Here is a 22,411-nt window from a genome sequence, read left to right as displayed (position 1 = left end):
TCCACCTCATCAAAATTATTGATAGTTCTTATCAATTATTATAGATAACACTGATGAGTATTCCTATGATAAGTTGAAGGTATCAAACCTGAGCAGGAGGTCATTCAAATGATGAAGCGGCAGGATATGCATGGCGTTATCGTTCCCGTTGTAACTCCGTTTTCGCCTGAAGGTGAGCTGGACCCGGAATCATACCGGAATTATGCAAGCAGATTATTAACGTATGACATTCAAGGGATTGTCATTAATGGAACAACCGGAGAAGCGCCCACGGTTACATGGGAAGAGGTTGTGAAACTTGCAAAAATAACCTTTGAGCTTCTGGAAAGAGGGAAGTGCTCTACACCTGTGATCATCGGTACCGGCACGAATGATACGTCTTCGACAGTAAAAAGGACCGAAAATGCTGCGCAAATCGGGGCTGATGCGGTGTTGGTCGTCGTACCTTACTACAGCAAGCCTTCGCAGGAAGGAATCATCAAGCATTTTGAAAAGGTTACAGAGGTAGGAATCCCAGTCATTGCTTATGAGGTTCCTTCCAGGACGGGGGTACGTTTAAGTGTGGATACGGCAAGAAGAATCATGGATATGGACGGAGTAATCGGGATAAAAGACAGCTCAGATAGCCTGGAGCTCACAGCAGAGCTGATAAGATTCGGAGCCGGACCGGTATTGTGCGGAGATGATCTTTATTTTCATGCTAAGCTGAGTCAGGGAGCCAGCGGTGGAATATTGGCATCCGCGAATGTCAATACACAGCGCTTTATCGATGTGTATAAACTGGCTGCGAGTGGCTATCTAATTTCGGCGAAACATTCCTTCGACCATTTGATCCCTTTAATTCGAAAATGCTTTCAAGAATCCAATCCCGCCCCTTTAAAACGGATCCTGGCGGGGAAGGGGATCATCGCCTCCGATCATCTCCGGCTTCCCATGAACCCTGTGTCCGATGAACTCGGGAATGAGCTGGATCAGATGTTGAGCGAATTTGTGTAATAGATAGCATGAGAAAAGCCGCTGAAGAGCGGCTTTTTGGAATGATTCCAAAGTATACATTTCGAGGAATAAGCGTCTGATGTCGCATCGAAATATCGTAAGAGACGGTGTCAATATACCTTGGTACGTACTGCATGTTTCGTCTTCCTCAAGACAGCACGGATAACCACTTCGGCCAAAATATAGAGGAGGCGGAATGATCACAAATCACTCTTTGTATCATCGGCCGAGTTCGTTTACAATCAGATTAATAGATAAATTGAAAGAAAAAGGAGAACCTTATCATCATGGCTACCATTCGAGAGCTTCTGACCGAAGCTGATTTTCAGGAGGCTGAACAGAAAAAGCTGCCTATCCGTGTCTTTCGCGACGATCATCTGATTGATGCTCTAACGTATATCATTCGTTTTACGGACACGACGATCGTTACCCAGTCGGATGTCAGCGATATGACTTATCATTCCCGCCGGGAAAGCCAGTTTTATGAGCTTCGGAAATAAGAATTATACCAGAAACATCAGAACGCACGGAGGTAAGCGCAATTGCCAACCTTTCGTGTGTTTTTTTGTACAACTTGTGATTATAGGATTATTATATTATGATTTTATAAAAACTATTTTCAAAAACTGTATAAGGAGGATTTTCGATTGTATGAATTGATTGTTCTTGGTTTATTGATGCAGTCTCCCTTACATGCATATCTGATCACTAAGATTACCAATGAAACCATTGGCCCATGGGAGAGCATTAGCAAAGGCACACTATCGACACTGCTGGCCAAGTTAAAGAATAATGGCATCATCGCTCTCGCCGATCCGTCTATTGTTCCCTATAAGATAGAACGACGCTCGTCTCAGGTATATGCTCTTACCTCTGCCGGAGAGGAACGTTTCTACCACCTCATGATGGATAACACATCGAACATGGGGAATTATCAAAAAATCTTTCGGATCAAATCGCTGCATTTGAGTTTCCTGGAAATAGACGATCAGCTATACCTTGTCAACCATTACCAACATTATTGTCAAACAGCTATCCAACACATTTTGGTGGAGCTGAAGGATTTTGAAAAAAGCTCTGATAAGAAAACACACTCCAGTCAACAGTTTTATGAAACGGTCATTGATCAACTTAACCTCCAACTTGAACAGTGGAAGCTGGAAGTAGAATGGACGCAGCGTCTACAGAAACGTATTGAGCTCCAACATAATAAAGCAACTTAATGGTCAATTGGTGTTCTAAGAGAATAAGAGCCCAATCCGATAAAAGTAACAGCGGCGGACTAAGACGCGAAAAAAGTCTTAGACTGGCCGCTGTTACCAATTAACTACCGTTTCCCGTTTTTAAGTGTTGCATAAACCATGGCTTTATCAGTGGTAAAACCGATGTCGGCTGCATAGCCTTTGTATGGTTCATATCACTTCCCTTAAGAATTTCCACATCCCAACCTAGATCTTCCAATTTACACCTATTATTTTTCAATAAACCCACGATGTCAACGGTAACATTTCCAAAATTCTCACCGTAAACGATGGTATCTTTCTCTCCTGCAAAAGCTAGTCTCGGAAGATGCAGCTTGTGTTGAATGCTGCGATCATCAAAAGTAGCGAGGCTCTGATACAATGTAACAAATTGCTTCGTTACAAGGGGATCTATTGTCACCGTCATGTTATCCCAATCGGTTTCATTCGGATTCTCGGATCCTTCAGGCTGCGTAACGACTTCACTCTGATTTCTCAAAGATTGCGTATGTGTTTTGTTAGTTACAACTAACATTTCTTGATAAGGTCCTTCATAAGGCGGAAAGCCGCCCATTACCAAGCTTTCCAGCCGATTTGACCTTATGGCCAATTGTAATCCTGCGAGAGCAAGCCAGGAATAACCGTAGTAACTAAAATACTCAATATTCATTTCATCAGCTATAAGGAGGAAGTCATCTACAATATGTTCCGGTGTGAGATTTTCAGGATTCGGATGTTGAAATAGATGTCCTTCATAATCGAAATATAGAACCTGAAATGTATCAGCAAGACCCTGGACAAAATGTTTTCCTAATTCAGGATCTACTCCCCACAACTTTAAGTTTTCTGCTTCCTGATCGTAAACAGATTTTTTAGCGATGGGTAGCATGATCGTTTGCCGGTCAGGAAATCCCGTTAAGCCCACTTCTATTTCTGAATGGTTGTTTAACCGTATTATTTTTTTCAATTCATTCACTCCTTCGCGGTTAATATTACCATCATATAACATTCATGCAATCTTTCGTTTTGGTGCTTCGTCTGTCTTGATTTCCCTACCGAAATTCTATTCAATATTATTGAAGCGCTTGAAGGTTTTACTTTAATCTTTGGAGTGATATTGATAATGAACATGATTTATACACCTAAACAAATTGCTATGAAACTGAATGTGAGTACGACTACTTTACGGAGATACGAAGATCAAGAATTGATTCCAGATGTGCCGAGGACAGACAGCAACCGCAGATGCTACACATCCATCCATGTACAAGCCTTCGTTGCAATTAGGGCGTTATTGCGAGGATACGAGATTCCAGTTGTGTATGATGTGATGAGGAGGATAAAGAATCAGGATATCGAAAATGCGCTTTGGATCATCAATCAGCAGCAGCATGATACTCAATTGGAAAAACATAGGGTAGAGGAAGTCTTGCTTATGCTTCGAAATGCCGATTTCTCGAAATACAGAAATTTGGATGTAACCGATTCAATGACAATAGGAGAAGTTGCACAAATGGCTGGTGTCAAGCCATCAGCCATTCGGCATTGGGAACAAGAGGGATTAATTACTTCGGAGAGAAACAAAGACAATGGGTACAGAGTCTTTACAATTATGGAATTAAGAAAAATTATTCTCATTAGCAGTTTAAGGAAAACCGTATATTTTATCGATAATATGAAACAGCTTTTGAATGACATGGAAACACAGCACTATAAACAAGTCGAACGGTCCTTTCAGTTTGCCTTGCAAAAATTGAATAGTCAATTAATGAAGCAGTTTTTGGGGATAACTGAGCTCATGAAATATGCAGACTTCTATAAAGAGGATGCCGATTAACGTGAACTGACACTTCTAGGCTTTAATAAAACTCTGACAGATTAAAAACTTATTCTATCAGTGAAGTCAAAAATGATAGACATCACAAAAAGTGCTGTTAGGAGAAAAATCAAGATCAAATAAATGACAGTACTCCGCTTGAAAGTAGATTGTCGAACTCCAGAGGCTTGTGCATAATGAGCGGCAGTTAGGCCTGCCATAATACCTATAAAGACAAACCACGGTTCGTAGAATAAGAGGTCCCATAAAGCTAATTCATGAACATCTACTTCTAAAAATCCAGGAAAATCAAGTGTTATGATGCCAGCCAACTGGAGCGCTCTAATAATCATTCCACTCACTCCATGCGCAATCAAAAAGGCAGTACCGATAAGAGTGGGAGTCAGCAAAATAAGTGGGTGAATCTTTCTACCTCCAATTAACGGTACCTTTGGCGGAACGATTCTACTCCAAGGTTTAATTAGCATGATTAAAGCAAATCCACAGAACATGATGGCGAGACCTGCGATGTAACTTCCCATATTAATAATTTCGGGATCTTTCATTTTTCCTGGAACACCAATCGTACCACCAGCAGCTTGATAAAACCGGACGAAAACCGCATATATGAACGAAATCAAACAACCCACATAAGCAGGCCAAACAGATGATTTTGTAAAGCGTTCAAAGCGGTCAGAGAAAATCGTACTATATGTTTTTTGCATTTACTTTTAGACCTCCATGACTAACAATGTCTTCGAAACAGTATAATTCATGTTATGTATTAACAGGACTTTATCAGTATATCACCCACAATTTCCCTTTATATCAGACTGGGGGAGTGATTTCATACCGGTCTGAGGTCTGGTTCGGATAATGATGTCGGTATTATCATCATCTTTGTGGAAGCTGAATTATTTCCTATATATTGACAATCAAATTTCATTAGCATATAGTTTTATTAAAACCATTTTGTAAATCTAAATTGATTATTCGTTCTATAGAAAAATAAAGGAGGCTTTGTAGTGGAAAAAGCATCTTTTCATGTATTAATCATTGGTGGAGGAATCGGAGGACTATGTTTGGCTCAAGGTTTAAAAAAAGCAGGGATCAGCGTCGCCGTTTACGAACGGGATCTCGAATCCAACTCCCGGCTGCAAGGATATCGAATTCATATTAATTCTTACGGGAGTCGTGCACTGAATGCTTGTTTACCCCCTCATCTGTACGATGCTTTCGTATCCACCTGCGGCAAACAAGGGAATGAGCTGTGCTTTTACAGTGAACAAATGGAAGAACTGCTCACCCTTCGTGTACAGGAAGAGGATGCTGTTGATCCGATTACAAGTCACAAATCAGTAAGCCGGATCACCCTGCGTCAAGTTTTGCTCGCAGAAATGGAAGGTTACGTTCACTTAGGCAAAAAGTTTGTGCGGTATGAACAACAACCCAATGGACGGGTAACGGCCTTTTTTGAAGATGGAACATCAGCCACAGGAGATCTTTTAGTAGGTGCCGACGGCGGAAACTCGAGGGTTCGTCAGCAGTATTTGCCATCCGCCCAGCGGGTCGACACTGGCATCCGGGCTATTGCTGGCAAAACTCCATTGACAGAGCAAACTAGATCGCTGTTACCTGCCAATACTTTCTCTGTGGCAGCCCCGAGTGGGCTTGGAGCCTTTATTGCCATCCAGGAATTCGATCATCGCAATACCTCAGTCCCCTCTTACATTGGCGCAAATGATCCGGCGCATTCGTCCCCATCCAGCCTGCTTTTCGATAATACAGCAAGTTATATCATGTGGAATTTTATCGCTAAAAAGGGGAAGTACCCTTTTCAGGACATAGATACGGAGAAACTTAACGGCCGTCAGTTGATAGACCTAGCCTGTAAGATGATGAAGGGTTGGGATACACGCTTTCATAAACTTGTTCGTCAGGCTGATCCCGAAGCAATAACGCTGTTATCAATCCAATCTTCTGTTCCAATAAAACCATGGAAAACGACGCAAATTACACTGCTAGGCGATGCCATTCACAGTATGACTCCGATGAGAGGAATCGGAGCAAATACGGCCTTACGGGATTCGGAACTTTTATTTCAAAACCTAAAGCTAGCGCATCAGGGCAAGCTTTCCCTATATGAAGCCGTTCATAGCTATGAAAGCGAAATGATTCAATATGGGTTTGAAGCGGTCCGTGCTTCCATGAAAACAGCCGAACAATCTACGGCAGATAACGCATTTGGCCTCAAGATGATGAAAACCACATTCAAGCTGCTAAATGCAGTACCGCCTTTAAAGAGCATTGTATTCCGGAACTTTGGAAAAGAGTAGTTTGCCTTTAGCGTTTATTTGGGGTGAGGAGAAAGAGGGAGAGTAGAGGGTAGGATGAATTTGGAAAAGCCGCAGTAAGGCGGCTTTTTTTGTTTTATGGCGGAATCTTAGGATTTGTTGAGACGTACTGCATGTTTCGGTTTCCTCAAGACAGCACGGATAACCACTTCGGCCAAAATATAGAGGAGCGGGATGGTGATATAAACACTGATACGGTAACTGTCAGGATAAGACCATCCGGCGGCGGAGCGGAAAAAGGATGTTAGGAGATGCACGGTCATATTGGTGAAGCAGTAAGCGTAGCTTCGTATCATCCATTTTTGATGGCTTTGCACCTGCTTCTTCCGGATCTGATGGATCGCGATGACGGTAAAGGCAGGCCAGAGCATAGTTAATATATTAAACGCGATGCTTACTCCGCGTCCCCCTGTCGCATATGGAGCCATATAACCGGAGGTAAGGCCTACGATCATAACGGTCGCAAGGTATACATAACCGTTGATCTTATGAAATTTCCGGTGCTTTTTGCGAATCCAGTCCGCGAAATTGACGGCTCCCGATATCATTCCGATACAGGCAGACACAACATGCACCCGCATCGTCGCAAGCCAGATGGTCTTGTTCAGCGGATGATTCAGATTGGTTTTGAAACCGAGGAACGTGGCAGCTTGCGGATCAAGAATCATTTGCACAAAAGCGATGTAAACAATAAAAATGACGATGACAACTAGCATGAGAACGTAGAGAAGTTTGTTTTTTGACATGTGATTATACTCCGCTCTTTTCTTGAAGTACTTCTTGCCGAATCAAGTATAAAAGTGAATGATTCTTTGCACATAGAGTTCATTTTATCATGTTACGGAGTGAATTGCTGTTCTTGGTCAATAACTTATGGATGCATTCTTCAAGTCCAGTCGCCAATGCATCTATAGTCCCGTGCGTTTCATGAAAATGATCCATATACTAGTCATATGTGCTTAAATCTGCAAAGGTTTTAGAAATAACACTTGAAGGGAGAAGATTGATATGAGTGAAGAGACCAACACATCCGGCTGGGATGCCATTGATCAAGAATTATTGAAGTTATACGGGGAGCAGGAGCCAAAACACTATGGAACGATCCTTCCGTATGCATTGGGCGGCCAAGATCCTCTCGATGGGATAAGCACGTATAAGAGCGAGACGCCTGTTCCGTACTGGCATTTTGTTACCTATGGATTTTCAGAGCTGTATGGCAAAGAGTCAGAGCTTACCGAGGAAAGCGGCTATGGGTTCGAGTTAACCTTCCGCCTGGCCCGGAGCGCAGATGAGGAAGAACCGCCGGCATGGGCCTTGAATCTACTTCAAAACATGGGGAGATATGTGTTTAACAGTGGTAATGTTTTTAGATCCGGTGATTATTTGGATGCGAACGGTCCGATCTGCCTCGGCTCCGATACGCTGCTAACGGCTCTGGCCTTCGTGTACGATCCAGAACTCCCTGCCATGGATACGCCGAATGGACGGGTGGAGTTTCTGCAAATGGTCGGTATTACGGGCGACGAACTCGAGGCAATGCAAACGTGGAATACACTGGGAGTGCTGGCTGTCGGACAAGATCATATACCGCATTACATCACGGATTTATCGCGCGATTCGCTGCTTCGGACTTCTTCCGTTTCGGAAGCTGTTCAGAAAGGAATGGAAGAAGAAGGGTCAAATACAGGCTTTTTATACGTTGATCAATTATCCTGGACCCCAGGCAAAAAGGGCTTGTTCAGTAAGACGCCGGCTGTTCTTCAGCTAGGAGCGAAACAGGCCGGGATTATCGGGAAGCTGCTGCGCGGACGTATTTTGAAAGGGAAATCACTCAGTCTGGTTGGCCCAGATATCAGGGTGGTGTTCGAACCAGGTGGAAACGCGGGATGCACAGCCGAAGGAAATGAAGTCCGTTTTACGCTGGATGATTCGACGGCCGCTGAATTCAGCCGGAATTTACTTCCTAAGGAAAGCACGTTCGAGCTTACTTCGTTGAAAGGAACAGCTATTCGCATCGTTCAAACCCATATTAAGGACAATGAAGGAAACGTTGTGGAAACCATCGGTTAATGATGGGGTGTAGGTTGAAAAAGGTTCTGGCAAAAGTGAATTTTGATCGTGCCGAACCGATCATTAGGCAGGAGCTGCACAGCAAAAACGCGGCCTGCCGACTGCTTGCGCTGCAATTTATCAAATGGTATATGCCCCAAGGAGAGGGACGGTTTACTGAGGATCTGATCGCACTGCTGCCGCTGGAAACGGATGAGCAGGCGTTTCGTTTTATGACGATGATCTTAAACGATATGGGAGTAGAAATGCTTTCACTGATGCCCTTTTTTACTCATCCGAATAAGGAATTTCGTAATCAAGCTTTATATCAGGCGGGCAAATCGACTGCTAAGGCAGAATATGTAACTGAATTTATAGCAGCGCTTGAAGACGCTGATCCCGTAATACAGCACACAGCTTTACAAGCACTGAATGGAGTAACAGATGCAAGATTGCTCCCTGTATTTGAACGGTTGCTGCAGCAGCATAAAACCAACAAGGATTGTATCCGGTCCAATGTGCGCGGATTGCTGGAAGAATATCCTTTTGTATCGATGGAGCAAGTCGAGCGCGAGCTGCCTTCATCCTTAATCCAGGTGAAAGGGATACTCCGGAAAATCATAGACCCTTATCAACGAAAATAACGGGAGGGTTCTGGTACACACAAAAAACCGAGAAAGTGTAATACGTTACCGTATTTCCTTATCTCGGTTTAATTAACTATCTTCTATTCTTTTACCCAGCACTCGGCACCCTTCAAGCCTGGAATCGAATCCGCAAAGAACTGAGGATCTAGTCCCTCGCGACGCTGTTTGCGGTAATCCTGCAGCGCGGCAAAAGCAAATTTGCCTAACAATGCGATGACAACCAGATTAATCAAGGCCATGAAGCCCATAAATAAATCGGCCATATCCCAGACTAGCTGCACTTTAGCAACGGAGCCGAAAATAACCATTGCAATAACGCCTAACCGATAGAGAAACATCCACAATTTTATATGACGTCCCTTGCCATTGATAAACTCAATGTTGTTCTGTCCATAAAAGTAATTTCCGATCAACGAACTAAAGGCAAACAAGAAGATAGCGATGCCTACGAAAATGCCTGCCCAATCGCCGACCTCCGAGGCAAGTGCCTGTTGAGTCAACTGGATACCATCGTAATCTCCGGTTGTGTGTAAACCTGAGAAGAGAATAATAAATGCCGTCGCACTACAGACAAGCAACGTATCGACGAACACACCTAAGGACTGAATCAGACCTTGCTTAACCGGATGGCTCACATTTGCCGTTGCTGCAGCATTCGGAGCACTTCCCATACCAGCCTCATTCGAGAACAAACCGCGTTTGATCCCCATCATCATCGCCGTTCCAATTCCTCCTGAAACAGCTTCTCGAAGGCCGAAGGCATTCGTGATAATTTCCGAGAACACTTGTGGAATCGCAGAAAAATTCGTTATGATAACGTACAAAGCGAGCAAGATGTACCCAGTAGCCATGATTGGAACGATGAAAGACGACACTTTCCCGATCCGATCCACCCCACCAAAGATTGTCAAAGCCAGCATGACTGCTAGTACGATTCCAATCCATAACGGTTCCCAGCCAAAAGTATCTTGAAATGAGGAGGTAATCGTATTCACTTGCACGGCATTGAACACAAACCCAAAACTGAACGTAATCAATAAAGCAAAAATAATGCCTAACCAACGCGCATTGAGCGCTTTCTCCATATAATAAGCCGGGCCCCCGCGGAATGCATTTCCATCACGAACCTTAAAGATCTGTGCGAGTGTTGATTCTATAAATCCGGATGCTGCGCCGAAGATCGCAATAACCCACATCCAGAATACGGCGCCAGGTCCGCCAAGCGAGATGGCAATGGCCACACCAGCCATGTTCCCCGTGCCTACTCGGGAAGCCGTACTAATACAAAACGCCTGAAATGAGGAGACGCCTTTCTTCTCTTTCTCTTGATTCGCCGGCGAATCACTTGCATTCTTCTCCACTAATAATCGGAGTGTTTCTCGAATCGCAGAGACTTGAACAAATCTTGTACGAATCGAGAAATATATCCCAAGTACAATAAGCATGAAAATAAGGATATAAGTCCAGACAAAATCACTTAAAGCTAATACCACATTGTGAAACCATTCCACGTTTTCTATCTTCCCTTCTTCCGCATATCATGATGTCAGATTAACTTACACAACCAATTATATCGTAATTATGTGATAATAAAAGCATTTTTTTATCGCTACTTTTTTCCTTTATACAGTTTACAATTACTCCCTTTTCTATATAAAAAAACGGTACATCCGTTTGCAACCAAGATTGCACACGGTACATACCGTTTGATTTCAATCTAATAAATGATGCGATTCCGATGTCAGCTTCTCTCACTTCTCCCGACTATTCACAGCATCTTCATGGCTGCGCTTCGTTATTTCAACGGAAGCTGCTTGGACAATCGTTCAAACTCATCGAGATGGGGATTCAGTTTGTTCTGGATGCTGCGCAAATATTTCAGATCTGCGTTCAATTTGCGCTGTTCGGATTTGGTGTCTGCCGGGAAGACGGAGTAGTATTTGTGGATGGAGCCATTCCGGTAGTCTATGCTGAATAGTGTACCTTCTTTAAGCGATGTTTTGAGGCCGACATTCGTCCCTAGGATTTCCAGCTTTTCGCTTCCGTTTTTATAGGTGAAGCTGTAATCCGGATCTGCCAGGGCATGAATGACATCATAACCGTTTTGAAGCACCCCGTTTTTAAACGTACCGGTTTGGATTTCATTCGATCTGACCACGTCGCCTTCCTGAGTTACTTTATATGTCAGAGTTCCTTGCCCTTCCATTTTATCTTGCTTCCAAGTGCCGCTATACACCACTTTGTGTTTTTCGCCTTCCTGGACATATTCATTGATATATTTACCATTACCCTCGCGTTTACCATTAACAAATTCGCCTGAATACTGCTTGCTGTCTCCCCAATGCATCGTACCTCGTCCATTCGGCACTCCGTTTTTGACTTCGCCGTAGTATTGGACCTGTTCTGAAATGTTAACCCATTCTTTGGCTGCTGCAGCATGTGCTATGGAGGAAGCGGGAACGAGAGAAACAGTGGCCAAAGATGCGCATAGTGCCACGGATAAGGATAACGCAGTTAATTTTTTCATAGAGATGAACACCCTTTCAAGTATGCAATTATGTTTTTTTTATGAGGCGAAAGGAAAAAGCCCAACATATATGCAGGAAGGTTCTTTCCCTGTCTACCCACTATATAGACGTAAACCAGCGGAATAAGTTTCCATTCAAGGAGAAAATTTGGCTCGAATTTACAATCCGGTCTGTCCGGCAGATGCTATTAGATTGTAGTTATTGTCCGCATCATAAATTCAACTTCGGGGATACGGTAGCCTTCGCCTAGCACCATGATCCCTGAGAGAATCGAGAAATAATTGCCGACGATTTCTTCGAGATCCCCCTCCACGATTTCTCCCGCCAGTTGACCATCCCTAAAGATAGGCAGCAGACGATCGATATAGGCTTGGAGCGGATATTTCCGGATGAGATGTTGTGCCTGTTCAGGAACGCCGTCCGAATGGTTAGCCTGATAGATCAGCATGAAGAACGGTGTATTTTCTTTATCAAGAATATGTTTTGTCAGCAGTCTTATCTTATCGATAGGCGACCCTGAAACTTGATTAAGACCTTCAATGGAAGATATCGATGTTTCTATAGCTCCTTGAATAAGCAAGGTGAACAGTTCGTCTTTCGTTTTAAAATAGTGATAAACAAGCCCGTGACTTATACCGGCTTCGGCAGCAATCATGCTCATTTTGGTTCCAATGATGCCCCTTTTCGAAAATACTTTAATGGCTGCTTGAATAATTTGTTCTCTGCGCTCGTCGCGAATTTGGTTCAAATGTTCTCCACTTAAAGGTGACAATGATCTTCATTCCTTTTTTTAGTTTTAGCTGAGAAAAAACTCCTTAACAGGCTGGGCCACTTGGATAGGGGAATAGCCATTTTCGGGAGAGAGGTAATGTAATCCTGGAATCATGAGTACTTTTGACTGCTTGATCGTCTGATTTAATTCTCGGATCATGTGCTGCACGGAATTCGCGCTTTTCGCTCCTGACATTAACAATACGTCCGCTGTTATCGCCTTATATTTACCGTAAGAGGACGACAATCTCTGTACTTCCTTATGCTCATTCAGATTTTCAGGCAAAAGCTGCTGCATCCTGCTCCAGTGCTCTCCGCGTATCCCGATGCATAAGTTGAGTTTTGCAAACCACTTGGGTACTCGCGATAAGAACGTCTGGCCCGCTCCGCGTACGAATGATGTAAATGCCCCTCTAAAGTCTTTCTTTTTCATATCTTCTTCATATTCAGCTAACCAATCCCAATCGGATGGTTCTAAATGGATGACGACTCCAGGCTCGTAGACCGCGATTTTGACAAATGAATGGTTCGATAAAGCATTCTCCAAAGCAGCAAGCCCTCCGTAACTGTGACCGAATAAAAAGGAGGCGCCGGTAACTTCCTGAAGCGCTGTGATGTCTTCGCATTCCTTGTTTACCGAATAATCCGGTCCTTGAGGTCCGCTCTCACCACGTCCCCGGCGATCCATGATATGAACAGTTAGTGAATCAGCGAAATGGAGGGCAAATGTAGTGAATTGTTCTGAAGTCGTAAGCGCACCGGGGACTACAATCAGTCCGGGACCACTACCAATACTTCGATAACCGATCGTCGTTCCGTCTTGAGAAGTAACTGTTGAACGGGTGAATTGATCCATTTTGGCCTCTGTTATTGCTTTAGCCATATCATAAGTCCCCCTAATAACATATTTAGTCCATCACAGCAATTTATTGATTGACTGCATCAGTCAATAATAATGTAATTTGGCTTCTAATATTTGTCAATAACAAACCTGCTCACAATCTCTCGTTTATCGCGGGTACATCCTATTTAAATAATCCGTTGTGCCAAATATAACAGTAAAAAAAGGAAAAAATATAATCTACAATTAGAGATATATTCATGATAAATTATCTCTGGCTGAGGTTTCATCGTGCGTTTTAAATCTGTAATGGCTAGCCCGAACCATCTCTAATAAATTTAGCATCCGCATGGTTATCTTACAAAAGTAAGGTGGCCATGCGTTTTTTTGTATAGATAGAGGAATCAATTGAAAGCGGGTGAAATATACAATTAAATATTATTTCACCCGGGCTTCAAAGTAAGGAGGAAGATTCAAAACAGAACAGGAGTGATCGTTTGAAGTGTTCTTCGAAGATGGCGGTGTTGGCCCTAATCGGGTTCTTATCAATATTCAGCATGATAGGTTGTGAATCGAAGGATGAGAAAGCGGCTGTACAGCCAATTACAGAAATGGCGAACAGCATCTGGGGAGAGAGCAGGGTCGAGGTGTCCAATGATACAGGTATGACATATCCAGAACATTCGGATACCAATATGTCCTATGAACAGTTTCTGAAGTTATATCCGATGAATTGGCAGCTGGTGCAGGTGTATTTAAATTGTGAACGCTTCATCAACAGTAACGGCGACATGGATGAACAAGCTGAGATTGATAAATATAAAGCATTCGCACAGAAGCTGGCAGACCATAAATACATGAGAAGCAGCATCTCCATCTGGTATATTACGCCCGGTGCATACGATCGATTTGACGAAGCTAAAAATTCAGATATGACCGTAATTAATTATTTCAAAGATGAAGAAAATGAGCAGGGAAAACTGAATTTGGTTACTGCGAACGGTATTGATATTGATGAGCAAGGTCAAATAGTAACAACAAATGAAGAGTTGCACAAAGGCTTTGATATTTGGAAAGAAGAAAGGGTAAAGAGCACGAAGCTAAAGAATGATGGAGGTTCTTATAATGAAAAAATTAAAAATCACATTTACGCTATTTTTGCTGATCTACTTGCTAGTTCCAACACTCACGTATGCGGCACTGCCATTGAGGGTGGTGGTTGATGGAGAACGGGTGTTGTTTCCTGATGCACAGCCATTTGTTGATGCCAGTAACAGGGTGCAAGTACCCATACGGTTTGTAAGTGAGGCGCTGGGGGCTGAGGTTGGCTGGGATAACGAGACGAGAACAGCGACATTGAAGCAAGGAAAAAAGACCATGACGCTAGTGGTTGGCAAGAAAGAGTACGACTTGGATGGCAAGAAGCAGAGTATGGATTCCACGGCAATGCTGAAAGATACTCGTACCTTCGTTCCGTTGCGATTCGTTAGCGAGGGTCTAGGGGCAACTTTAAAATATGATAAGACGATTAATACCGTCTATATCAGTACTCCAGAGTACACAGGCAGTACAGGGGATGATAAAGTCATTATTAAGGATATGTACGGTTTCAAGGTAGCGCTGTTTACGGGATCGGAGTTAAATATTGACCGAGGTGACTATGATGAATACGGTACGAAGAATAGAGCTTTGCTGATCTTAGGATTGGCAAAGGACCGCGTAAACGGTAATTATGAGATGCAAATCCAAGAGGTTGAAGATATTCTCCGCCAGAAGATCAAATCGGATACTGTCGATGATATCATGAAATATATTCGAAAAGAGAAGAATCTTGAAGAGCAGGAGGTTAAATGGTTCAATGATGAAACCTATCGAGTTCGAGTAATCGCTTTGCCTAGTGGGGATACGGGTGTTGGTATATGGTATCAATAGGTGTCAACCATGAAAACTAGCCGAAATCTTTAAGTTGCTGTTATATTACTAATGTTCTTTCACGATACTTCCTAACCATCTAGTGGCTAGGGAGCTTGATATGAATAGCCTAACTCCGCAGAAGATATTGGAGATTAGTAAAGAAAGGGCCTGCGTCCAACGCAGGCTCTTCGTCTTGTACACCCAGCATATTGGGTCTCTAATATGATGAATGTTTGAGTTTCAATTTATTTCGGTGGTGCTATTTTATTTTTTTATATTCATTGACAGGAATATTCCTTATAGGGTATATTATAATTAACACGAAGATTATCGTGGTAATTGAGTAGATGATTACCAGATAGGACATCACTGAATGAGGTGAGCGACATGTCGGGGAAGAATCCGGGCATGGACATGACGACGCTGAGTGCATTGGCCGAACCGAATCGCATGAATATCGTGGAACTTTTGCGCGACGGTCCAATGACTGTGGGAGAAATTGCCAACCGGCTGGGGCTTCGACAACCCCAAGCCTCGAAGCATTTGAAGGTGCTTAGCGATAGCGGGATTTTGGAAGTGAAGGCCGAAGCCAACCGCCGGATCTACAAGCTCCGGGCCGAGCCCTTCCAAGCGCTGGACTCTTGGGTAAAGTCCTTCCAGCGCGTCATGGAAGACAGATTCGACAATTTGGAAGACTACTTACGGGAACTGCAAAACAAGGAAAAATCACAAGATCACTCAAATGGATGAGGAGGAATTACAATGTCAAACAATGAAATGGTTTCGAGGGTAGAGAACGATCGGGTGCTGGTGCTGGAGCGCGTTTTTGACGCGCCGCGTGATCTCGTGTTCAAGATGTTTAAAGAGGCTGAGCATCTCAAGCGTTGGTGGGGACCTAGAGGCTGGGAGCTTCCGGTTTGCAACGTCGATTTCCGGCCGGGTGGCGTTTGGCACTACTGCATGAAGTGTATCGATCAGAACCTAGGTCAATTTTACGGTATGGAATCTTGGGGTAAAGGCGTTTATAAGGAAATTGTCGAACCGGAGAAGATCGTCTACACCGATTACTTCTCGGATGCCGAGGGCAATTCGAACGAGACCATGCCGTCGACCGAGACCACGATGGAATTCATCGATCTAGGCGGCAAGACGAAGCTGGTCAGCCGTTCCGAATATGTATCAGCGGAGGCCCTCAAGACCGTAATGGACATGGGGATGTTACAAGGAATCACAGAAACTTGGGATCGTCTGGAGGAGCGTCTGAACGAGGCCATATAAGGAATATGGGGGGGGCGACGGTTGTAGGCGGTTCTGTAAAGGAACCTGCACCTATAGTAAAGATTAGGAGCATCGAGTTTGGTAATTACTTTTACAAAGGAGTGAAAAAATCAATGATTAGTAAAGTTGGGCAAATTATGTTGTATGTAAATAACCAAGATGAAGCAGTGGGTTTTTGGACAGAAAAAGTAGGATTTCATGTAATTGCAGAAGAGAATAATGGTGAAGGATTTAGATGGATTGAAATTGCTCCTAAAGGTGCAGACACAAGCATTGTTCTCCATAATAAGGAATTCGTTGCTAAAATGTCACCTGGATTAAATCTCGGCACACCCTCTTTAATGTTTTTTACGGAAAATCTAGACCAATTACATGGCGACTTATCAAACAAAAACGTAAAAGTCGGAGAAATAGTAAACTTGCCTTCCGGCAGAGTATTTAATTTTGCAGATCATGAAGAAAATTACTTTGCCGTAATAGAAAAAGTAACTGAATAATGACTAGAAGCCCGCGTCCAGCGCGGGCTTTTTTCTTTTATTCTTCTCCTGTCGCGATCGGGTTCTCCTCATACGAAATCTAATCGCTCCAGCTTCTTATCCCCCCACGAACCCCTATGTTCGGAGGGTTCCAACGTTGAAAGTAGGGGGTCCAATCAGCGCGGTGGGAATGCCTCGGAGGATCATTTACCTGCCAGCCAGCTCTTACAACCCACCGCCAATTCTTGAAGCTCATTAAATAACACGCCGGCATGGTAACCGTCGCAAACTGCATGATGGAATTGCACCGATAAAGGCAGCAATACCTTTTGATCCTGCCAATGGTATTTTCCTATAGTAAATATGGGCAGCAAATAGGTTCCCCCGGTGTTGACAATCAAGTTAAATCCAGTAAAGCTAACCCAAGGGATGCTAGAAATTGGGAACGTGTTCGGCGGTTCGTTCGTGTCAGGGAATAACTGCTTCGTATTCTTGTACGTTTCTATCTCTTGAAGGTAACGATCGTAAAACGTTTGAAACTCCTCGCTGAATGGAGTCCATATACTAGAGAAAGTCTTATCCTCCTCATAAAATATGGTGAAGCTGGGAGACATACGATCCCAAACGCCCAACCGACCCTCCGAATCAAAGCAAGTTCGGAATTCGCAGTGGCGATTAACCACCGTCGTAATCATATAGATCAAAGCTGGATATAACTTAATCCCCATGGACTTCAGTTCTGCCCGCAACAAGGTGATGTCAATATCGGCGGTCATGCTGTAGGTACATCTTACATGGTTTAAATAATGTTCAAAATAAGGTTTTCTGGTCCAACTATCAATATCAATCGGATTGAAAATCATCTTTCACCCTCCTAAAATTTTTTGTTTTAGGAGGGACCATCGACTGCTTTAACCATATCCTCATTCACATTCCTCGTCTATTTTTGTGCTGGCCGTTGAACCTTCCTAAGTTTCCCATCATAGGCGATTTGAACTGATTCACAAGTTATCTCATTTTGCTCTTGCCATTTTAACATATTCTTTCCGATCACAGGCTAATTGTCTGGATTATTTTATATCTTCTGTTTGCAAACTGTTGAACGGAAATCCAAAAGAGGGCTACAAAAGTCCACCTCCCGGCAATCTGTCACAGCCCCCGCCCCCGTTTTCTGAATCAGCCTCTCAGCTCTTATTCTTCTCCCGCAGCAATAGGGTTCTCCTCATACGAAATCCAATCCGACCAGCTTCTTATTCCCCCACGAACCTCTATTCTTGAATAGTTCCAACGCCGAAAAGTAGGGGTTCCATCAGCGCGGCGGGAATACCTCGAAGGACATGCCGGCGCCCATGTGCAACGATCCCCCTTGGCTACGCTTGGAAGCAATTCAAGAGCAAGAACCCCGTGGAGGACGGGGCTGGCTGAACAGTATGGTTTGAGCCAAGGCGAAGTATACCCCTGTGGCTGGGTCGAGCCGATTGAAAACCAGATTTTGGATATGTTTTACTAAGGACATGATATTCTTCAGTTGAACCCTATATATATGAAAGGAAAGTGGTACAACATGAAGCTTGTCCCTGATCCTTGGTGGTTGAGTGCTCTCCTCGCAGCTGTACTGCTCTTTGATGCAATCGTCTCAATCAAACCTCCTGCCTTTATACGCAATTGTCTTAACGGAGTCAATTTCCCACATGATTGGTGGTGGACTTTGATCGTCATCAAGCTTGCTGCAACAGCGGGTCTCGTCGCAGGGATTTGGATTCCGGGCGTGGCTCTCGCCGCCAATGTGGCGGTCATTCTGTATTTCTTGTCAGCATCGTATGCTCACATCAGGGCACGTTTCCTGAAGCAAGAGTTTTGGATGAATTGCCTCGGCCTTCTCGCCTTGTCCATCATTGTGCTCGTATTCGGCTTCCTGATCTAACGGATTGGGGGCAAGATGGCTTTCAGGCGTAAAAGAGGGGGAACTTTCGAACCTCCTCTTCACAGGGTGGAGTAAGATAGTACCCGGAAGGTGGATGGGCTGGGTTGTGGACGGATATGGGCTTGTTTACAACTTGTTGAATGGTTGTTGGCAGGCTGTTGACAGGTATCGTCGGGAAAGAGGCAGGGGCATACCTTGTCCGCTTGGATGGGAAAACTTTATAATTTTCATAAATATACCGCTCATCGCCGCCATAGCTTCGGCGGCTTTTTTGCATCCATTTTGAGAGGAGCGATCCATATGTCGGTGGCAACAGCAACTCGTGAACGGTTGACGGAAACAAAGCCTCCAAGCATTCAACAACAACCTGACCCGACCGCCCTGCTGTGGCTGGCTCCGAGCCGCTTGCAACTGCTTTCCTCGACTTCTTGTTTGCAAGCTGTTGAACGGAAAGCCCAAAGAGGACTGCACAGGTTACTTGCTCACAACCTGTCACAGCCCCCAAACCCGCGTCCGATGCGGCCTTTTGGCTCTTACTCTTCTCCCGTAGCAATCGGGTTCTCCTCATACGAAATCCAATCGCTCCAGCTTCCCGAATACAGCTTCACATTCGTATATCCCGCTTCCTTCAGACCAATGAAATTGGGGCAGGCGGATACGCCTGATCCGCAATAGACGATGATTTCTTTGTCCGCCGGGAATTCTTCATAGTGCTCCTGGAGCTGATCCGCTGCTATCCACTTTCCGTCTTGATCCAGAAGCAGCTTCCAGAACTTATTCTTGGCGCCCGGAATATGCCCAGCTGCCTTGTCCATCGTTTCTTCAAATCCTTGATAACGGCGCGGGTCGCGGGAGTCGATGACAATGACATTTTCTGTGCCTGCGGCATTCCGTACATCCTCCATACTTGCAAGAATTTCCGGATGGAGCGTATATGTATAGCTCGAGGGCACCCGAATCGGCTGATCGGCCGTTACCGGATAACCTGCAGACTTCCACGCGGCAAATCCTTCGTTCATAACAAAAGCCTCTTTATGACCCAGATAACTTAGCAGCCACCATAAGCGAGAAGCATACATTCCGCCCTGATCGTCATAAGCAATGATCCGTGTTTCAGGTGTAATTCCCTTTTGGGCAAGCGTGCGGGTTAATTGCTCCGGATCAGGAAGTGGATGGCGTCCGCCATGCTCGCGAACAGGGGAGGAGAGATCTTTTTCCAAATCAAGATATACGGCTCCCGGAATATGCTCTGATTCGTAGGCTTCTCTTCCGGAATCAGGCTTGCCCAGCTCGAAGCGACAATCCACGATGGTTACATCCGGTTCGTACATTCGGGCTAGCACCCAAGGTTTACTTACTACTATGCTCATTTAATCGCACCGCCTTATTGCATAATGATGAATAACCCTATTATATATAGGCAGCGTCCAAAAGATAAGTCTCAATATCAAGAACTCATATAAAAATCCAATACTCATGGATCAAACAGTCTTGACATAAAGGTGGCAACAAGATAGAATGTATACCTGTAGGGGTATTCTTAATTTGAATTTCCTCCTGCGATTTTTTATACCTTTTTGAATACCCTGTGGGGTATATGAAAGAAATAGGAAGGAAGCTGTCGTAATGATGAATCAAACTTGGTCAGACATGACGCCACAGGAGGTTGAGCAACTGATTGCGAGTGGGCGTGAGGATGTACAGTTCATTGATGTGCGGGAAGTAGAAGAGTATCTGGAAGGTCATATTAAGCAAGTCATACTGATACCGCTCAGCCAGTTCGAGGTGCGCCATGATGAAATTGACCGGAGCAAAGATACGGTTATGATCTGCCGCAGCGGCAATCGTAGCCGCCTGGCCTGCGAATTTCTCTCATCTCACGGACATCAGAAGCTTCATAATATGATCGGCGGCATGATGAACTGGCAAGGAGAAACGACGAAAGATTAAACATGATGAGGATCGTGCAACAAATCTAACCTATTGGAGGAGTAAAACATGGCAACGAAAGTAGCGATTATCGCAGCAAACGGTGGAATGTTCGACGCATACAAGGTATTCAACATCGCAACAGCGGCAGCAGCAAGCGACGCAGAAGTAGGCATTTTCTTTACATTCGAAGGTTTGAATCTGATTCATAAGCAAGCTCATCATCAGCTTCCAATGCCTGCAGGTGCTGAGCATTTTGCGGAAGGCTTCCACAAAGCGAACGTGCCTTCCATTCCGGAACTTGTGTCTCTGGCGCAAGAGTTAGGTGTGAAAATAATAGCCTGCCAAATGACGATGGACGTCATGAACCTGAAGGAAGAAGATTTTATCGAAGGCATCGAGGTGGGCGGCGCAGCTACCTTTATCGACTTTGCAAAGGACGCCAACATTTCCTTGTCGTTCTAACAAGCTGGAGGAGGAGAAATCATGTCGGAAGAGACGAAACAAGCAGCTCTTATGAAAATGACGCCCCACGAGTTGACGCAAACCGTTGCGGGGCATGAGGAATTGTTTATTTTGGATGTCCGCAATGAAATCGAATTTAGCGATTGGAAAATCGAAGGCGAGAACATTGAAATCATCAACATTCCGTATTTTGATCTTTTGGATGGGGTAGATCTTGCTCTTGAGCGTATTCCTGAAGACAAGCGCGTGCTTGTTGTTTGCGCCAAAGAGGGATCATCCCAGTTTATCGTGGAGCAGATTGCCGGAGCCGGACGCGATAATGTATTTTATCTTGAAGGCGGCATGAAGCTGTGGAGTGAGCATCTGGAGCCTGTTAAAGTCGGAGATCTGAAGAGAGGTGGAGAGATCTATCAGTTCGTCAGAACCGGTAAAGGCTGCCTTTCATATATGGTTCTCTCAGGTGGCGAGGCTGTAGTGATCGATACGGCGCGCATGATTCAACCTTATATCGATTTTGCAAAAGATCATGGCGTACAAATCAAGCATGTGCTGGACACCCATCTCCATGCAGATCATATATCCGGCGGGCGCGAATTGTCCAAAGCTACGGGAGCATCCTACTGGCTGCCACCGAAAGATGCGGAAGAAGTCACCTACCCCTATCACGAGCTTGTAGAGAATGGCGATCTTCAAATCGGTGACGGCCAGGTTAACATCCATCCCATCTACACACCGGGACACACCATCGGCAGCACGTCATTCCTGATAGATGATGAGTACTTGCTCACAGGAGATATTCTATTTGTGGCTTCCATTGGACGTCCGGATCTGGCCGGAAAAGCGGAGGATTGGGTCAGTGATCTGCGCCATTCCTTGTATGAGCTGTACGGCAGCCTGCCTGAACAGCTGATCGTTCTGCCTGCCCATTTTGGTAAAGTCACAGAGCTGGACAATCAGGGCAAGGTTTATGCGAAGTTGGGTGATTTGTTCAGTAATAACCCGGGTCTTAACATTTCGGACGAAACGGAATTTAGACAAACGGTAACCGAAAATCTTCCTCCGCAGCCCCACGCCTATCAAGAAATCCGGCAGACGAATATGGGCAAAATCGAACCTGATAAAGAGGAACAGCGCGAGATGGAGATCGGTCCAAACCGCTGTGCCGTTCACGATAAATAAATT

The 22,411-nt window shown here is 44.4% G+C and carries 25 protein-coding genes; 16 read left to right on the top strand and 9 right to left on the bottom strand.

The window, feature by feature from the left end; translation table 11 throughout:
- The first annotated feature begins 108 nt into the window (after positions 1-108).
- From dapA to MUG84_RS24400, 3 genes are all read left to right on the top strand, one after another.
- Entirely contained in the window at positions 109-996 is an 888-nt protein-coding gene (dapA, locus tag MUG84_RS24410) for a 4-hydroxy-tetrahydrodipicolinate synthase (RefSeq protein WP_244730237.1), read from the top strand.
- Positions 997-1,283: 287 nt separating this feature from the next.
- Positions 1,284-1,496: a hypothetical protein gene (locus MUG84_RS24405; protein ID WP_244730235.1), complete on the top strand. Its 213-nt coding sequence runs from the start codon at positions 1,284-1,286 to the stop codon at positions 1,494-1,496.
- 147 nt (positions 1,497-1,643) lie between these two features.
- Positions 1,644-2,219, top strand: a complete 576-nt coding sequence (locus MUG84_RS24400) for a PadR family transcriptional regulator (RefSeq protein WP_244730234.1) — start codon at positions 1,644-1,646, stop codon at positions 2,217-2,219.
- Between the two features lie 100 nt (positions 2,220-2,319).
- On the opposite strand, the gene MUG84_RS24395 is transcribed toward MUG84_RS24400, so the two are convergent.
- Positions 2,320-3,204: an alpha/beta fold hydrolase gene (locus tag MUG84_RS24395; protein WP_244730233.1), complete on the bottom strand. Its 885-nt coding sequence runs from the start codon at positions 3,202-3,204 to the stop codon at positions 2,320-2,322.
- 156 nt (positions 3,205-3,360) lie between these two features.
- On the opposite strand from MUG84_RS24395, the gene MUG84_RS24390 reads away from it, so the two are divergent.
- Complete coding sequence (locus MUG84_RS24390) at positions 3,361-4,074, top strand: MerR family DNA-binding transcriptional regulator (RefSeq protein WP_244730231.1); 714 nt, start codon at positions 3,361-3,363, stop codon at positions 4,072-4,074.
- Between the two features lie 41 nt (positions 4,075-4,115).
- On the opposite strand, the gene MUG84_RS24385 is transcribed toward MUG84_RS24390, so the two are convergent.
- Positions 4,116-4,778, bottom strand: a complete 663-nt coding sequence (locus MUG84_RS24385; RefSeq protein ID WP_244730228.1) for a DUF3995 domain-containing protein — start codon at positions 4,776-4,778, stop codon at positions 4,116-4,118.
- 300 nt (positions 4,779-5,078) lie between these two features.
- Here MUG84_RS24385 and MUG84_RS27565 point away from each other — a divergent pair, with 300 nt between their 5' ends.
- Positions 5,079-6,389, top strand: coding sequence for an FAD-dependent oxidoreductase (locus tag MUG84_RS27565; protein ID WP_244730226.1), 1,311 nt, complete (start codon positions 5,079-5,081; stop codon positions 6,387-6,389).
- Between the two features lie 107 nt (positions 6,390-6,496).
- On the opposite strand, the gene MUG84_RS24375 is transcribed toward MUG84_RS27565, so the two are convergent.
- Entirely contained in the window at positions 6,497-7,153 is a 657-nt protein-coding gene (locus MUG84_RS24375; RefSeq protein ID WP_244730224.1) for a DUF2306 domain-containing protein, read from the bottom strand.
- Positions 7,154-7,415: 262 nt separating this feature from the next.
- Between MUG84_RS24375 and MUG84_RS24370 the strand changes: the two genes are divergently transcribed.
- On the top strand, positions 7,416-8,477 hold the full coding sequence (locus tag MUG84_RS24370) for a suppressor of fused domain protein (RefSeq protein ID WP_244730223.1): 1,062 nt from the start codon (positions 7,416-7,418) through the stop codon (positions 8,475-8,477).
- A gap of 14 nt (positions 8,478-8,491) precedes the next feature.
- Positions 8,492-9,100: a HEAT repeat domain-containing protein gene (locus MUG84_RS24365; RefSeq protein ID WP_244730221.1), complete on the top strand. Its 609-nt coding sequence runs from the start codon at positions 8,492-8,494 to the stop codon at positions 9,098-9,100.
- A gap of 83 nt (positions 9,101-9,183) precedes the next feature.
- Here MUG84_RS24365 and MUG84_RS24360 read toward each other — a convergent pair whose 3' ends face one another.
- From MUG84_RS24360 to MUG84_RS24345, 4 genes are all read right to left on the bottom strand, one after another.
- On the bottom strand, positions 9,184-10,614 hold the full coding sequence (locus MUG84_RS24360; RefSeq protein ID WP_244730219.1) for an alanine/glycine:cation symporter family protein: 1,431 nt from the start codon (positions 10,612-10,614) through the stop codon (positions 9,184-9,186).
- Between the two features lie 284 nt (positions 10,615-10,898).
- Entirely contained in the window at positions 10,899-11,630 is a 732-nt protein-coding gene (locus MUG84_RS24355) for an MORN repeat-containing protein (protein WP_244730217.1), read from the bottom strand.
- A gap of 188 nt (positions 11,631-11,818) precedes the next feature.
- On the bottom strand, positions 11,819-12,403 hold the full coding sequence (locus tag MUG84_RS24350; RefSeq protein ID WP_244730216.1) for a TetR/AcrR family transcriptional regulator: 585 nt from the start codon (positions 12,401-12,403) through the stop codon (positions 11,819-11,821).
- Positions 12,404-12,427: 24 nt separating this feature from the next.
- Positions 12,428-13,285 (bottom strand): alpha/beta fold hydrolase, encoded by an 858-nt coding sequence (locus tag MUG84_RS24345; protein ID WP_244730215.1) that lies wholly within the window; start codon positions 13,283-13,285, stop codon positions 12,428-12,430.
- A gap of 473 nt (positions 13,286-13,758) precedes the next feature.
- Between MUG84_RS24345 and MUG84_RS24340 the strand changes: the two genes are divergently transcribed.
- From MUG84_RS24340 to MUG84_RS24320, 5 genes are all read left to right on the top strand, one after another.
- The gene (locus MUG84_RS24340) at positions 13,759-14,466 is read left to right on the top strand and encodes a hypothetical protein (RefSeq protein ID WP_244730214.1); all 708 of its coding nucleotides are present in this window, start codon (positions 13,759-13,761) and stop codon (positions 14,464-14,466) included.
- Complete coding sequence (locus tag MUG84_RS24335; protein WP_244730213.1) at positions 14,369-15,175, top strand: copper amine oxidase N-terminal domain-containing protein; 807 nt, start codon at positions 14,369-14,371, stop codon at positions 15,173-15,175. The genes MUG84_RS24340 and MUG84_RS24335 overlap by 98 nt, the downstream gene beginning before the upstream one ends.
- A 369-nt stretch (positions 15,176-15,544) precedes the next feature.
- A complete protein-coding gene (locus MUG84_RS24330) occupies positions 15,545-15,907 on the top strand; it encodes an ArsR/SmtB family transcription factor (RefSeq protein ID WP_244730212.1) in 363 nt (120 codons plus the stop codon).
- A 12-nt stretch (positions 15,908-15,919) separates the two neighbouring features.
- Positions 15,920-16,435 carry an SRPBCC domain-containing protein gene (locus MUG84_RS24325; RefSeq protein ID WP_244730211.1) on the top strand — a complete coding sequence of 172 codons (516 nt, stop codon included), beginning with the start codon at positions 15,920-15,922 and terminating at the stop codon, positions 16,433-16,435.
- A gap of 113 nt (positions 16,436-16,548) precedes the next feature.
- Positions 16,549-16,932, top strand: a complete 384-nt coding sequence (locus MUG84_RS24320) for a VOC family protein (protein ID WP_244730210.1) — start codon at positions 16,549-16,551, stop codon at positions 16,930-16,932.
- Between the two features lie 182 nt (positions 16,933-17,114).
- Here MUG84_RS24320 and catA read toward each other — a convergent pair whose 3' ends face one another.
- Entirely contained in the window at positions 17,115-17,774 is a 660-nt protein-coding gene (gene catA, locus MUG84_RS24315; RefSeq protein ID WP_244730208.1) for a type A chloramphenicol O-acetyltransferase, read from the bottom strand.
- A gap of 701 nt (positions 17,775-18,475) precedes the next feature.
- Between catA and MUG84_RS24310 the strand changes: the two genes are divergently transcribed.
- Entirely contained in the window at positions 18,476-18,835 is a 360-nt protein-coding gene (locus MUG84_RS24310) for a DoxX family protein (protein WP_244730206.1), read from the top strand.
- 533 nt (positions 18,836-19,368) lie between these two features.
- Here the strand turns inward: MUG84_RS24310 and MUG84_RS24305 are convergent.
- On the bottom strand, positions 19,369-20,205 hold the full coding sequence (locus MUG84_RS24305; RefSeq protein WP_244730205.1) for a sulfurtransferase: 837 nt from the start codon (positions 20,203-20,205) through the stop codon (positions 19,369-19,371).
- Positions 20,206-20,461: 256 nt separating this feature from the next.
- Between MUG84_RS24305 and MUG84_RS24300 the strand changes: the two genes are divergently transcribed.
- The 3 genes from MUG84_RS24300 to MUG84_RS24290 are packed head-to-tail and all read left to right on the top strand — an operon-like array spanning position 20,462 to position 22,408.
- Positions 20,462-20,785 carry a rhodanese-like domain-containing protein gene (locus MUG84_RS24300; RefSeq protein ID WP_244730204.1) on the top strand — a complete coding sequence of 108 codons (324 nt, stop codon included), beginning with the start codon at positions 20,462-20,464 and terminating at the stop codon, positions 20,783-20,785.
- A 48-nt stretch (positions 20,786-20,833) separates the two neighbouring features.
- The gene (locus MUG84_RS24295) at positions 20,834-21,229 is read left to right on the top strand and encodes a DsrE/DsrF/DrsH-like family protein (RefSeq protein WP_244730202.1); all 396 of its coding nucleotides are present in this window, start codon (positions 20,834-20,836) and stop codon (positions 21,227-21,229) included.
- A 21-nt stretch (positions 21,230-21,250) separates the two neighbouring features.
- Positions 21,251-22,408, top strand: coding sequence for an MBL fold metallo-hydrolase (locus MUG84_RS24290; protein ID WP_244730200.1), 1,158 nt, complete (start codon positions 21,251-21,253; stop codon positions 22,406-22,408).
- Positions 22,409-22,411 lie beyond the last annotated feature (3 nt).

This window comes from Paenibacillus mangrovi (assembly GCF_022898935.1).
In the GTDB taxonomy this organism is placed as follows: domain Bacteria; phylum Bacillota; class Bacilli; order Paenibacillales; family Paenibacillaceae; genus Paenibacillus_AQ; species Paenibacillus_AQ mangrovi.
This window is presented reverse-complemented; position numbering and strand designations above follow the sequence as displayed.

Coding starts and splice junctions, on each gene's coding strand:
- MUG84_RS24390 (WP_244730231.1), top strand. CDS start 3,361: ATGAACATGATTTATACACCTAAACAAATTGCTATGAAACTGAATGTG.
- MUG84_RS24340 (WP_244730214.1), top strand. CDS start 13,759: ATGGCGGTGTTGGCCCTAATCGGGTTCTTATCAATATTCAGCATGATA.
- MUG84_RS24305 (WP_244730205.1), bottom strand. CDS start 20,205: ATGAGCATAGTAGTAAGTAAACCTTGGGTGCTAGCCCGAATGTACGAA.
- MUG84_RS24290 (WP_244730200.1), top strand. CDS start 21,251: ATGTCGGAAGAGACGAAACAAGCAGCTCTTATGAAAATGACGCCCCAC.
- MUG84_RS24300 (WP_244730204.1), top strand. CDS start 20,462: ATGATGAATCAAACTTGGTCAGACATGACGCCACAGGAGGTTGAGCAA.
- MUG84_RS24355 (WP_244730217.1), bottom strand. CDS start 11,630: ATGAAAAAATTAACTGCGTTATCCTTATCCGTGGCACTATGCGCATCT.
- MUG84_RS24335 (WP_244730213.1), top strand. CDS start 14,369: ATGAAAAAATTAAAAATCACATTTACGCTATTTTTGCTGATCTACTTG.
- MUG84_RS24375 (WP_244730224.1), bottom strand. CDS start 7,153: ATGTCAAAAAACAAACTTCTCTACGTTCTCATGCTAGTTGTCATCGTC.
- MUG84_RS24370 (WP_244730223.1), top strand. CDS start 7,416: ATGAGTGAAGAGACCAACACATCCGGCTGGGATGCCATTGATCAAGAA.
- MUG84_RS24295 (WP_244730202.1), top strand. CDS start 20,834: ATGGCAACGAAAGTAGCGATTATCGCAGCAAACGGTGGAATGTTCGAC.
- MUG84_RS24330 (WP_244730212.1), top strand. CDS start 15,545: ATGTCGGGGAAGAATCCGGGCATGGACATGACGACGCTGAGTGCATTG.
- MUG84_RS24345 (WP_244730215.1), bottom strand. CDS start 13,285: ATGGCTAAAGCAATAACAGAGGCCAAAATGGATCAATTCACCCGTTCA.
- MUG84_RS24310 (WP_244730206.1), top strand. CDS start 18,476: ATGAAGCTTGTCCCTGATCCTTGGTGGTTGAGTGCTCTCCTCGCAGCT.
- MUG84_RS24385 (WP_244730228.1), bottom strand. CDS start 4,778: ATGCAAAAAACATATAGTACGATTTTCTCTGACCGCTTTGAACGCTTT.
- catA (WP_244730208.1), bottom strand. CDS start 17,774: ATGATTTTCAATCCGATTGATATTGATAGTTGGACCAGAAAACCTTAT.
- MUG84_RS24320 (WP_244730210.1), top strand. CDS start 16,549: ATGATTAGTAAAGTTGGGCAAATTATGTTGTATGTAAATAACCAAGAT.
- MUG84_RS24405 (WP_244730235.1), top strand. CDS start 1,284: ATGGCTACCATTCGAGAGCTTCTGACCGAAGCTGATTTTCAGGAGGCT.
- MUG84_RS24325 (WP_244730211.1), top strand. CDS start 15,920: ATGTCAAACAATGAAATGGTTTCGAGGGTAGAGAACGATCGGGTGCTG.
- dapA (WP_244730237.1), top strand. CDS start 109: ATGATGAAGCGGCAGGATATGCATGGCGTTATCGTTCCCGTTGTAACT.